This window comes from Insolitispirillum peregrinum (assembly GCF_900156605.1).
Classification (GTDB): Bacteria; Pseudomonadota; Alphaproteobacteria; order Rhodospirillales; family Rhodospirillaceae; genus Insolitispirillum; species Insolitispirillum peregrinum.
The window spans coordinates 557,859-570,630 of the sequence record NZ_FTOA01000001.1; the positions used below are offsets into that span (position 1 = coordinate 557,859).

Here is a 12,772-nt window from a genome sequence, read left to right on the forward strand (position 1 = left end):
ACCAGCGTGAGCGACTTCAGCACCCTGTTTGCGGCGACAGGCCGCAGCACCCTCGCCAGTCTGCCCGAAGGCCTTGATGCCCTGCTGCTCAGTCAGTGGGCGATGGCCGGGCATCAGCGGGATATCCTGCACATCTGTCGTGACGATGTGCGGATGGATCAACTGGCACAAGCGGTGCGCTTCTTTGCCCCGCAACTGGAGGTGCTGGAGTTTCCGGCGTGGGATTGTGTGCCCTATGACCGGGCCTCTCCCTCGACCCAGATCATCGCCCGGCGGGTGGATTGCCTGACGCAACTGGCGCTGCCGCGCGGTGACAAGGGACAGACCACCGGCCCGACCCGGCTGGTTTTGACCACGGTGGCGGCGGTGACCCAGCGCGTCCCGCGTCCGGTGGTGTTCCGGCGCAGCACCTTTCCGATTTTTGCCGGCAAGGATGCCAACGTTGATGCGCTGATGGGCTATCTGGTCCGCAACGGCTATCAGCGGGCGGAACAGGTGATGGAGCCGGGTGAATTTGCCGTGCGCGGTGGCATCATCGACCTGTTCGCCCCCGGCAGTGACGAGCCGTACCGGCTGGACTTCTTTGGTGATGAGGTCGATGCCATCCGCACCTTTGATCCGCTGACCCAGCGGACCAGCGGCACGCTGAAGAGCATCACCCTGAAGCCGGTCAGCGAAGTGGTGCTGGACGAGGATTCGGTGTCGCGCTTCCGCACCCTGTACCGCGAGCTGTTCGGGACGGTCGGCAAGAACGACCTGCTGTACGAAGCGGTCAGCGAGCGCCGCAAGATGCAGGGGATGGAGCACTGGTTGCCGCTGTTCCATGACGGCCTTGATACGCTGTTCGCCTATCTGCCGTCGGCGGTGGTGACGCTGGATCATCAGGCCGATCAGGCATGGCAGGCCCGCATCGAGCTGATCCGCGAATACTTTGATGCCCGCCTGTCGCTGGAAGGGCAGGCGATCGAAGACGGTGGCATTGTGTATCACCCGTTGCCGCCCGAACGCCTGTACATGGAACCGGAAGAGTTCCCGCGCCTGCTGGCAGCGGTGCCGTCGCTGGCCTTCTCGCCCTTCGATCTGCCAGAGTTCACAGAACGGTCGTTCTCGGCAGAGGGGCGGTCAGGCCGCGACTTCGCTGACGTGCGGGCGCGCCCCGGTGACAACGTTTATGATGCCGTGCGCCAGCATGTGATCGCCGAGCAGCAGCGCGGCCAGAAGGTCGTGCTGGCGGCCTATTCGCTGGGCTTGCGCGACCGCCTGATGGGGGTGCTGCGCGACCACGGCCTGCCGGGGCTGACCCCGGTCGAAAGCTGGCAGGAAGTCACCGACGCCGACGCCCGCACGGTGCCGGTGATCGTGCTGGGGGCCGAACATGGCTTTGAGGCACCGGGCCTGACGCTGATTGCCGAGCCGGACATTCTGGGCGACCGGCTGGCGCGCCCGGCAAAGAAAAAGCGCAAGGCCGACAAGTTCATTCAGGACGTTTCGGCGCTGGCCGAAGGCGATCTGGTGGTCCATGTCGAACACGGCATTGGCCGCTATGACGGTCTGGAAACGCTGTCGGTGGCCGATGCGCCGCATGATTGCCTGCGGCTGATTTATGACGGCGGCGACAAGCTGTATGTGCCGGTGGAAAACCTCGACGTGCTGTCGCGCTTTGGCTCGGAAACCGCCGGGGTGCATCTGGACCGTCTGGGCAGCCCGGCATGGCAGGCCCGCAAGGCCAAATTGAAAGAGCGCATCCGCGACATGGCCTCGCAACTGATTCAGGTGGCCGCCCTGCGGCACATGAAACAGGCCGAAGTCCTGCCGACCCCCGAGGGGGCCTATGACGAGTTCTGTGCCCGCTTCCCCTATGCCGAAACCGAAGACCAGTTAAAAGCGATCAGCGACACGCTGGACGACATGGCATCGGGCAAGCCGATGGATCGTCTGGTGTGCGGCGATGTCGGCTTTGGCAAGACCGAAGTGGCCCTGCGAGCGGCCTTTGTGGCGGCGATGAGCGGGCAACAGGTGGCGGTGGTGGTGCCGACCACCCTGCTGGCCCGCCAGCACTATCTGGCCTTTTGCCAGCGCTTTGCCGGTCTGCCGGTGCAGATTGCGCAACTGTCGCGTCTGGTGACCGCCCGCGATGCCACCAAGGTCAAGGAAGGCCTTGCCAACGGCACGATTGATATCGTGGTCGGAACCCATGCAGTGGTGGCCAAGACGGTAAAGTTCAAGCGTCTGGGCCTGTTGATCGTTGACGAAGAACAGCATTTCGGGGTGGCGCACAAGGAACGGCTGAAGCAACTGAAGGCCGATGTCCACGTCCTGACCCTGTCGGCAACGCCGATCCCGCGCACGCTGCAACTGGCGCTGACCGGGGTGCGCGAGCTGTCGATCATTGCCACGCCGCCGGTTGACCGGCTGGCGGTCAGAACGTTCGTTCTGCCCTTTGACGGGGTGGTGATCCGCGAGGCCCTGTTGCGCGAACGCTATCGTGGCGGCCAGAGCTTCTATGTCTGCCCGCGTCTGGCCGACATTGATCAGGTGGCCGACCGCCTCGCCAAGCTGGTGCCGGAGATCAAGACGGTGATCGCCCACGGCCAGATGCCACCGACCCAACTGGAAGAGGTGATGACCGCCTTCGCCGATGGCGAATACGACGTTCTGCTGGCCACCAACATCATCGAAAGCGGCCTCGACATGCCGCGCGTCAACACCATCATCATCCACCGGGCCGACATGTTCGGGCTGGGGCAGTTGTACCAGTTGCGCGGGCGTGTCGGTCGCGGCAAGCAGCGCAGCTATGCCTATCTGACCCTGCCGCCGGGGCGCAAGATGACGCCTGCCGCCGAAAAGCGCCTGACGGTGATGCAGACGCTCGATACGCTGGGGGCGGGCTTCTCGCTGGCCTCGCACGATCTGGACATTCGCGGCGCCGGGAACCTGCTGGGCGACGAGCAGTCCGGCCACATCAAGGAAGTCGGGATCGAGCTGTACCAGCATCTGCTGGAAGAAGCCGTTGCCGCCGCCCGCTCGGGCGAAGGGATGGTCGAGGTCAACGAAGACTGGGCGCCGCAGATCCAGTTGGGAACCCCGGTGCTGATCCCCGAGGCCTACGTCAAGGATCTGGGCGTGCGTCTGGGGCTGTACCGCCGCATTGCCGACGTGACCGAGGCCACCGAGCTGGAAGACCTGACCGTCGAGCTGATCGACCGTTTCGGCCCGTTGCCGTCCGAGGTCGAAAACCTGCTGGAAATCATCGCCATCAAGGCCCTGTGCCGGGCGGCCAACATCGAAAAGGTCGATGCCGGTCCCAAGGGCTGTGTGCTGACCCTGCGCGAAAATACTTTCCCCAACCCGATCGGGCTGGTGCGCTTCATCAGCCAGAACGTGGCGCTGGTCAAGGTCCGTCCCGATCACAAGATCGTCTATATGCGCAAATGGGACGACCCGGCCAAGCGGGTCAGCGGCACCAGGCAGTTGCTGCAACAGTTGGCGCAGATTGCCAGTGGTGGGGAGTAGGCCGGACCTGTTGTCGTTCATGGCAGAAAAACACAGGATCGTGGGGCGCTGCTCCATGCCTCGCTGGGGCCGGGCACAGTACACGACAGTTTGAAAACAAAAGCGGGCTGCCGCCCGGACCGCTCGGGGCCTGAGGCCCCGACCCCCCCTTTTTTCTTTGAATTCAAATTAATGGGGTCTGGGGCCGACTGGCCCCAGCGAGGTGTGGAGCAGCGCTCCATGATCCTGTTTTCTTTGTGTCGTGTACTGTGGGGGCCGGGAGGCTCCAGGCCCCAATGACTTGATATTCAAGGAAAAAATGTGGATTTGGGGCGTCTCCCAAACGGGGCGCGGTCAGTAACCCGGCCTTTTCTGCCGCCTGTCGCAGCATGCTGTGAGAGGAACAAACCAACGGTGCAGATGATCTGAGCCTGCTTACCTAAGCGGAAGCATGCTCAACCCATGTCTTTGGCCAAAGACGAGGCGGCGCGCGTTTCAGTCTGCGTGTTCAAGCGGAAGCATGCTCAACCTACCCCCTTGAAACCCGTTGATCAAGCACAACAATTTTACCCCCGATCCACTGATCTCGCCCTCTTTGTTGCATAAATAAGGATTTAAAATGCACACATTCATATTTTTAAGATATTTCATTAATATTAACAATGGATTGTGCCAAATCCACTGATTAACGAAACTCCAGCCCCGTTCACAGCAGCGAAAAGTCGTGCTCTGCGGCTGGCGGAATGGCAGAGCCAAAGAACGTTACCGAGAGCAGGCTCAATCGACGTGACCGGATACAGGCGGAACGAATCCTGCCCCGCCAGCAGCGGTTCCCTTCGCCGGGCAAGGGCGCTGTGCCTAAAATGGGGTCCGGGGCCTTCCGGCCCCAGCGAGGTGTGGAGCAGCGCTCCACGTCCCTACCTCGCCAGACGGCGCAACAGCACCGCCAGCCCCAATGCCGTGGCAAACATGACACCGGTCAGGCCAACCACTGCCCCCCAGCCACCATGCGACCAGAACCAGCCGCCGGCGGACCCGACGATGCTGGACCCGAGGTAATAGGCCAGCAGGTACAGCGACGATGCATGGCCCTTGCTGTGCTGGGCCAGTCGGCCGACCCAGCCGCTGGCGATGGTGTGGGCGATGAAAAAGCCAAAGGTCAGCAGGGAAACTCCGGCCAGCGCATTCCATATCCCGGCAAGGCTGCCCAGCATGATCCCCGACAGGGCGATAACCAGCCCCACAGCCATCACCCGCCAGCGGCCCCAGCGGTCGGCGATACTGCCCGCCAGTGACGAGGACGCCATCCCGAACATATAGACGGTGAACATCAGCCCGATTTGCGTCTGGTTGAGGTTATAAGGTGCGGCCATCAGGTGAAAGCCAGCATAGTTATAGATGGTGACGAACGCCCCCATCGACAGAAAGCCAACGGCAAACAGGCTGAGCAGGGCCGGGTTGCGCAGGTGGCCTGCCCACGCCTTGGCATGATACAGCGGATCAAAGCCCGGACGGCGGACGAAGTTGCGCGACGGCGGCAGCAACAGCCAGAAGCCAATCGCCGCCAGCAGGCCGATCAGGCCGAGCACGCCCAGCGCCGGACGCCAGGAAAAATACTCGGCGATGAAGCCGGTGATCACTCGTCCGCTCATGCCGCCAAAGGCGTTGCCGGTGACGTACAGGCCCATCGCCTGCGCCAGTCCTTTGGGTGAGATTTCCTCGGCCAGATAGGCCATGGCGACCGCCGGGACGCCGCCAAGAACAAATCCTTCAAGGGCACGGATGACCAGCAACAGGTGCCAGTTGTCACAGACAGCGGTCAGCAGGTTGAGTACCGCAGCGGCGGCCACTCCAAAGCCCATCAAGGCGCGCCGCCCGAAGCCTTCGGACACCGCTGCCGCCCCGAAAATGGCAATTGCCAGTGCCCCGGTGGACAGCGACAGGGCCAGCGAGCTTTCCGCCGGGCTGACCCCGAAATGGTCGGCAAAGGCGGGCAGCATCGGCTGCACGCAGTACAGCAGGGAAAAGGTGGCATAACCGGCCAGGAACAGGGCAAAGCTGACCCGGCGATAGGCCGGGGTGCCTCGTTCGTAATACTGGGCGGCAGAGGGGGGGGCTGGCTGCATGGCAGGGTGTCCTTTCTTTCTTTCACAGCTAGCCTGCGGGGTGGCATTTGTCCAATATATGAAAATGTCTTTCTCAATATGTTTTGGAGATACCGGATGGAGCTGCGGCATCTGCGCTATTTCGTGGCGGTGGCCGAGGAACGGAATTTCACCCGTGCGGCGGGGCGTCTGGGGATTGGGCAGCCGCCGCTCAGTCAGCAAATCCGTGATCTGGAACGGGAGGTGGGGATGGCCCTGTTCCACCGCGTTCCGCATGGTGCGGAACTGACCAAGGCCGGAGAGGCTTTTCTACCCGAGGCCCGCGCCGCCCTGACCGCCGCCGAGCGGGCCAAGGCGGCGGCCATCCGTGCCGAGCGGGGGGAGGTCGGGCGGCTGGCGCTGGGCTTTACCGGCTCGGCGTCGTTCAACCCGCTGGTGTCCGAGGCTATCCGGGCCTTTCGCACCGGCTGGCCTGACGTCGAGCTGCATCTGGAGGAAATGCATTCCGACAGCCTGCTGGAAAAGCTGGGGCGGCTGGAACTGGATGCCGCCTTCATCAGGCCGGGGCCGGAGAGTGCCTGGCCGGATATCACCCTGCACGCCTTGCCGGACGAAGCGATGTTGATGGCCTTGCCGGTTCACCACCCGCTGGCCGCCGAGCAGACTTCGCTGCCTCTGGCGGCGTTGGCGCAGGAGCGATTCGTGCTGTTTCCGCGTGGCGTCGGGCTGTCGCTGTATGACGAGATCGTCAGGGTGTGCGGGCAGGCGGGGTTTGAACCGTTGGTTGGACAGGAGGCACCACAAATGTCCTCGGTGGTCAATCTGGTGGCCGCCGGGCTGGGGGTGTCGATCGTCACTGCCTCCATCGCGCAGATTCGCTTGCCCGGCGTGGTCTATCGCCCCTTTGCCGGTGGTGCGCCAATTGCCCGGCTGGCCTTGGCGACGCCCCGTGCCCTGCGCTCGCCGGTGCTCGACAATCTGCGCACCTGCGTGAAAGCGTTACTGCTGTAATCATTCCGCTTGACGCACGCCAGCAGCAATGTTTGCCTAGGGACATGATTATCTTCGACAGCCTTCGACGACATGCCCGGAATGCCTTGGGGCCACTGCTTGGTGTTGCAGTGGTAATCTACTTTGGCGTTCATGCGGTGCAGGGTGATCGCGGCCTGATGGCGTGGGTACAGGTGCGGCAGGAAATTGCCAAAGCCGAAATCGCGGCTCAGGAAGTCGCCGCCCAGCGCGTCGATCTGGAACGGCGGGTGGCCCTGCTGCACGAGAACAACCTTGATCTCGACATGCTGGAAGAACGGGTACGGCTGATGCTGAATCTGGGGCGTGCAGACGAAAAGCTGATCCCGCTGGCGCAGGCTCCACGACAGCAATAACCGGCAGACCGATTCACACCATGCTCTCTCACAGCCCCGTCGGCCCTTTTGGGTGGCGGGGCTGTCGCATTTCCCCATCTTTTTGGGTGGGGCGGGAGAAGAATTTTTGGTTACTGCCTCCGGTCAATATGGAAACATTATTTCTCTTTTGATCGGTGTCGCGGAATTTATGGGAAATGCCCCGTTCGCCTTTACGGGGAAAAATCCGTCGCAACAGCCACTTAACCATTATTCGGTTAATATTTAATTGTGCGTTGCAAAACAATAGGTTAGCAATGACAAATCGCTTGCATCGCGGCGGCGGATGCATACCTTGAGAACACGTTCCCAAGCGTCAACCGCCCCTTTGCCCGACCCGAGAGACAGGGAACCGGCAGGAGGGAGGATAGCTTGGGTGTTTTGCTATCCCACAGTGGGGGAGGAAACATGTCTCAGGCACCCCGGCGCAAGCCGCGCGTCCAGAAAAGTGGCGATCAACTGGTCAGCCCCGAAGATCTGGTACGCTTCTACAAAGATATGCTGCTGATTCGCCGTTTCGAAGAAAAGGCTGGTCAGCTGTACGGCATGGGTCTGATCGGTGGCTTCTGCCACCTGTACATCGGACAGGAAGCCGTGGTGGTCGGGCTGGAAGCCTGTTCGGAAGAACAGGATACGGTGATCACCAGCTATCGTGACCACGGGCACATGCTGGCCAGTGGGATGGACGCCAAGGGCGTGATGGCCGAACTGACCGGTCGCCGTGGTGGCTATTCCAAGGGCAAGGGCGGCTCGATGCACATGTTCTCTGCCGAAAAGGGGTTCTTCGGCGGCCATGGGATCGTGGCGGCGCAGGTTCCGCTGGGGACGGGTCTGGCCTTTGCCCACCAGTACAGCGGCGACAACGGTGTCTGCTTCTGCTATCTGGGCGATGGTGCCGTTAACCAGGGTCAGGTTTACGAAAGCTTCAACATGGCCGCGCTGTGGAAGCTGCCGGTCGTGTACGTGATCGAAAACAACCGCTATGGCATGGGCACCTCGGTCGAGCGCGCCTCGGCCAACCCCGATCTGCACCTGCGCGGCAGCGCCTATGGCATTGCCTCTGAAGCCGTGGACGGGATGAGCGTCGAAGCGGTGTTCGAAGCCGGCCAGCGCGCCGCCGAACATGCCCGCTCGGGCAAGGGTCCGTACATTCTCGAGGCCAAGACCTACCGTTACCGGGGTCACTCGATGTCTGACCCGGCCAAGTACCGCAGCAAGGAAGAAGTTGCCAAGATGCGGAGCGAACACGACCCGATTGATCAGGTGAAAAACAAGATCCTGGGTCTGGGCGTGATCGACGAAGACGGCCTGAAGGAAATCGACAAGGAAGTGAAGGCGATCGTCACCGAGTCCGCCGAATTCGCCCAGACCAGCCCCGAACCCGATCCGTCGGAGCTGTACACTGACGTCCTGATTGAAGCCTGAGGGAAGGAATTCGTCTATGCCGATTCAGGTTCTGATGCCCGCTCTCTCGCCGACCATGACCGAGGGCAAGCTGGCCAAGTGGTGCAAAAAAGAAGGTGATACCGTTGCCGCCGGTGACGTGATTGCCGAAATCGAAACCGACAAGGCGACGATGGAATTCGAAGCCGCCGATGAAGGCGTGCTGGGCAAGATCCTGGTGCAGGAAGGCACCGAGGGTGTTGCGGTCAATACCCTGATCGCCCTGATCCTCGCCGATGGCGAAGACGCCAGCGCGCTGGACGCTGCGGCGGCTCCGGCCCCGGCGGCGGCTCCGGTTGCTGCGGCCTCGGTCGTTGCTGCTCCGGCTCCGGTGGCGGCTGCCCCGGTGGCGGCGGTGGCTGCTGGCCCGGCGGAAGAGCTGGACCCGGTCATTCTGACCAAAACCGCCTATTCCGGCCCGATGCCGGACGAAAAGACCTATGACAAGACCGTGCGGATGACCGTGCGCGAAGCCCTGCGCGACGCCATGGCCGAAGAAATGCGCCGCGACGAAAAGGTCTTCCTGCTGGGCGAAGAAGTGGCCCAGTATCAGGGCGCCTACAAGGTGTCGCAGGGTCTGCTGGACGAATTCGGTCCCAAGCGCGTGGTCGATACCCCGATCACCGAACTGGGCTTTACCGGGATGGCCGCTGGTGCGGCGTTCAAGGGTCTGCGCCCGATCGTCGAGTTCATGACCTTCAATTTCTCGATGCAGGCCATTGACCACATCATCAACTCGGCCGCCAAGACCCTGTACATGGCCGGTGGCCAGCTGGGCTGCCCGATCGTGTTCCGTGGTGCCAACGGTGCGGCGGCGCGTGTCGGCGCGCAGCACAGCCAGTGCTATGCCTCGTGGTACGCCCATTGCCCGGGTCTGAAGGTTCTGTCGCCGTGGTCGGCGGCTGATGCCAAGGGTCTGCTGAAGGCGGCGATCCGCGATCCGAACCCGGTGGTGTTCCTGGAAAACGAAATCCTGTACGGACAATCGTTCGACGTGCCGGATGATCCGGATTACATCATTCCGATCGGCAAGGCCAAGATCGAGCGTCCGGGCACCGATGTTACCATCACCGCATTCTCGCTGATGGTCGGAACCGCCCTCGAAGCTGCCGAAGTGCTGGCCGCCCAAGGCATCAGCGCCGAAGTGATCAACCTGCGCTCGATCCGTCCGCTGGACGTGCCGACCATCGTGCAGTCGGTCAAAAAGACCAATCGCTGCGTGTCGGTGGAAGAAGGCTGGCCGTTCGCCGGTATCGGTTCGGAAATTTCGTCGGTGGTGAACGAACAGGCGTTCGATTGGCTCGATGCTCCGGTTCGTCGCGTGACCGGTGTGGACGTGCCGATGCCCTATGCTGCCAACCTCGAAAAGCTGGTGGTGCCGGACGTCAACCGTATCGTTGAGGCGGTCAAGGCCGTCTGCTACGCCTCGTAACACCACAGAGGGAACCGAGCATAATGGCGCAAAAAATCCTGATGCCTGCCCTCTCGCCGACGATGACCGAAGGCAAGCTGGCGAAGTGGTGCAAAAAGGAAGGCGATGCCGTCGCCGCCGGTGAGGTGATCGCCGAAATCGAAACCGACAAGGCGACGATGGAATTCGAGGCGGCTGACGAAGGCGTGCTGGGCAAGATCCTGGTGCCGGAAGGCACCGAGGGCGTTGCCGTCAACTCGCTGATCGGCGTGTTGCTGGAAGAGGGCGATGACGCTTCGGCAATCGACGCTCTGGTCAATGGCGGCGCTCCGGCTCCTGCCGCTGCTGCTCCGGTTGCGGCGGCCCCGGCTGCCGCTGCTCCGGTGGCTGCTGTGGCTGCTGCCGCTCCGGTGGCGGGTCGCGTGTTCGCCAGCCCGCTGGCCAAGCGTCTGGCCAAGGCCGCTGACCTTGACCTGTCGCTGATCGCGGGCAGCGGTCCGCGTGGCCGTATCGTCAAGGCCGACGTCGAAAAGGCGAAGGTTCAGGGCGGCGCTGCCAAGGCTGCCGCTCCGGCGGCGGTGGCCCCGGCGGCTGCTCCGGTCGCCGCTGCTCCGGCTCCGGCGGCCAAGCCGGCGGCCCTGAAGCCGATGCCGTGGCAGAGCTACACCGAATTCCCCAACAGCGGCATGCGCAAGACCATTGCCCGCCGCCTGTCGGAATCGAAGCAGACCGTGCCGCATTTCTACCTGACGGTGGATATCGAACTCGATGCCCTGCTGGCCCTGCGCAAGCAGCTCAACGAGCGCGATGGTGCGACCTACAAGCTGTCGGTCAATGACTTCGTGATCAAGGCCTGCGCGCTGGCGCTGAAGAAGGTTCCGGCGGCGAATGCCATGTGGACCGACGAAGCGATCCTGCAGTTTGATGACGTTGACATCTCGATTGCGGTTGCCACCGATGCCGGTCTGATCACCCCGGTGATCCGTCGTGCGGACCAGAAGGGCCTGTCCACCCTCTCCAACGAGATGAAGGATCTGGCAAAGAAGGCCCGTGACGGCAAGCTGAAGCCCGAAGAGTTCCAGGGCGGTGGCTTTACCATCTCGAACCTCGGCATGTTCGGCATCCGCGAGTTCGCGGCGATCATCAACCCGCCGCAAAGCTGCATTCTGGCCGTTGGCGCCGGGGAACAGCGGGCGGTGGTGCGCGACGGCGCGGTTGCCGTGCGGACCATGATGAGCTGCACCCTGTCGGTGGACCACCGTTCGGTGGATGGGGCCGTGGGGGCACAGTTCCTTGCCGCCCTCAAGCCGCTGATCGAAGATCCGCTGCAGCTGATGCTGTAAGGTCCGGGTGTGGGCGGGGGCGTCACAGCCTCCGCCTTGCCCTATTCCCCAGAAAAAACAGACAGCCGCCTTTGTCCGGTGCGCACAGCGCCAGAACGGCCATGGGACGGTTGACCGGAAAGCGATGTTGCGGAGGATTGACCGTGGCCGAGAATTCTTTTGATGTGGTGGTGGTCGGGGCTGGCCCCGGTGGTTATGTGGCGGCGATCCGTTCGGCCCAGCTGGGCATGAAGACGGCGGTGGTCGAGCGTGAACATCTGGGCGGGATCTGCCTGAACTGGGGTTGCATCCCCACCAAGGCGCTGCTGCGGTCGGCGGACGTGTTCCGCACCATGAAGCATGCGTCGGCCTATGGCCTGAAGGTCAGCGGCGCCGAAGCCGATCTGGCGGCGATCGTCAAGCGGTCGCGCGGTGTTGCGTCCCAGTTGTCGGCAGGGGTCAAGCACCTGCTGAAAAAGAACAAGGTGACGGTGATCGACGGCGAGGGCAAGCTGGCGGGCAAGGGCATGCTGGCGGTGACCAAGGACGGTGTGACCCAGACCGTCAGCGCCAAGAACATCATTCTTGCCACCGGTGCCCGCGCCCGCACCTTCCCGGGTCTGGAGCCGGACGGCAAGGTGGTGGTGACCTACAAGGGGGCTCTGACCCCGGAAACCATGCCGAAAAAGCTGCTGGTGGTGGGTTCGGGGGCTATCGGCATCGAATTTGCCAGCTTCTACCACGCGCTGGGGGCTCAGGTGACGGTGGTCGAAGTGATGGACCGCATCGTCCCGGCGGAAGACGAAGAAATTTCCGGCTTCCTGGAAAAGTCGCTGAAGAAGGATGGCCTGACCATCCTGACCAAGACCTCGGTCAAGGGGATCAAGGTTGCCGGTGGTATCGCCACCTGCGCCATTGACCAGAACGGCACGGTCAGCGACCAGCAGTTCGACCGGGTGATTCTGGCGGTCGGCATTCAGCCGAATACCGAAAACCTCGGTCTGGAAGGCACGGCGATCAAGACCGATCGTGGCTTCATCCAGATTGATGACTATTGCGCCACCGGTGAGCCGGGCGTGTACGCCATCGGCGACATCACGCCGGGTCCGTGGCTAGCCCACAAGGCAAGCCATGAAGCAATCCTGTGCGTGGAAAAGATCGCCGGTCAGCATGTCCACCCGCTGGACCGTTCGCGGATTCCGGGCTGCACCTATTGCCATCCGCAGATTGCCTCTGTCGGTCTGACCGAGAAAAAGGCCAAGGACGCGGGCTATCAGGTGAAGGTTGGCCGCTTCCCGTTCATGGGCAACGGCAAGGCCATTGCGCTGGGCGAACCGGAAGGTCTGGTGAAGACCATTTACGACGCCAAGACCGGGGAACTCCTTGGTGCGCATATGATTGGCGCCGAAGTGACCGAGATGATTCAGGGCTTCTCGATCGCCATGACGCTGGAAACCACCGAAGCCGAAATCATGCATACCGTCTTCCCGCATCCGACCCTCAGCGAGATGATGCATGAATCGACGCTTGACGCCTTTGGTCGGGCTATTCATTTCTAATGTCATGTTGACGGGGCTCGGGTCGCCTCGCTGCCTG

At 62.6% G+C, this 12,772-nt stretch carries 8 protein-coding genes; 7 read left to right on the forward strand and 1 reads right to left on the reverse strand.

From position 1 onward, the window contains the following. The first annotated feature begins 6 nt into the window (after positions 1–6). Positions 7–3,513 carry a transcription-repair coupling factor gene (mfd, locus tag BW995_RS02350; RefSeq protein ID WP_076398512.1) on the forward strand — a complete coding sequence of 1,169 codons (3,507 nt, stop codon included), beginning with the start codon at positions 7–9 and terminating at the stop codon, positions 3,511–3,513. A gap of 896 nt (positions 3,514–4,409) precedes the next feature. Here the strand turns inward: mfd and BW995_RS02355 are convergent. Further along, positions 4,410–5,618, reverse strand: coding sequence for an MFS transporter (locus BW995_RS02355; RefSeq protein WP_076398513.1), 1,209 nt, complete (start codon positions 5,616–5,618; stop codon positions 4,410–4,412). A gap of 96 nt (positions 5,619–5,714) precedes the next feature. On the opposite strand from BW995_RS02355, the gene BW995_RS02360 reads away from it, so the two are divergent. From BW995_RS02360 to lpdA, 6 genes are all read left to right on the forward strand, one after another. Continuing rightward, positions 5,715–6,608 (forward strand): LysR family transcriptional regulator, encoded by an 894-nt coding sequence (locus BW995_RS02360; protein ID WP_076398515.1) that lies wholly within the window; start codon positions 5,715–5,717, stop codon positions 6,606–6,608. A gap of 86 nt (positions 6,609–6,694) precedes the next feature. After that, positions 6,695–6,982: an FtsB family cell division protein gene (locus tag BW995_RS02365; protein WP_245821219.1), complete on the forward strand. Its 288-nt coding sequence runs from the start codon at positions 6,695–6,697 to the stop codon at positions 6,980–6,982. 426 nt (positions 6,983–7,408) lie between these two features. After that, entirely contained in the window at positions 7,409–8,425 is a 1,017-nt protein-coding gene (pdhA, locus tag BW995_RS02370) for a pyruvate dehydrogenase (acetyl-transferring) E1 component subunit alpha (protein ID WP_076398517.1), read from the forward strand. Between the two features lie 16 nt (positions 8,426–8,441). Beyond that, on the forward strand, positions 8,442–9,875 hold the full coding sequence (locus BW995_RS02375; protein WP_076398518.1) for a pyruvate dehydrogenase complex E1 component subunit beta: 1,434 nt from the start codon (positions 8,442–8,444) through the stop codon (positions 9,873–9,875). A gap of 23 nt (positions 9,876–9,898) precedes the next feature. Next, positions 9,899–11,197: a pyruvate dehydrogenase complex dihydrolipoamide acetyltransferase gene (locus BW995_RS02380; protein WP_076398520.1), complete on the forward strand. Its 1,299-nt coding sequence runs from the start codon at positions 9,899–9,901 to the stop codon at positions 11,195–11,197. A gap of 143 nt (positions 11,198–11,340) precedes the next feature. Then, positions 11,341–12,735, forward strand: coding sequence for a dihydrolipoyl dehydrogenase (gene lpdA / locus BW995_RS02385; protein WP_076398522.1), 1,395 nt, complete (start codon positions 11,341–11,343; stop codon positions 12,733–12,735). Positions 12,736–12,772 lie beyond the last annotated feature (37 nt).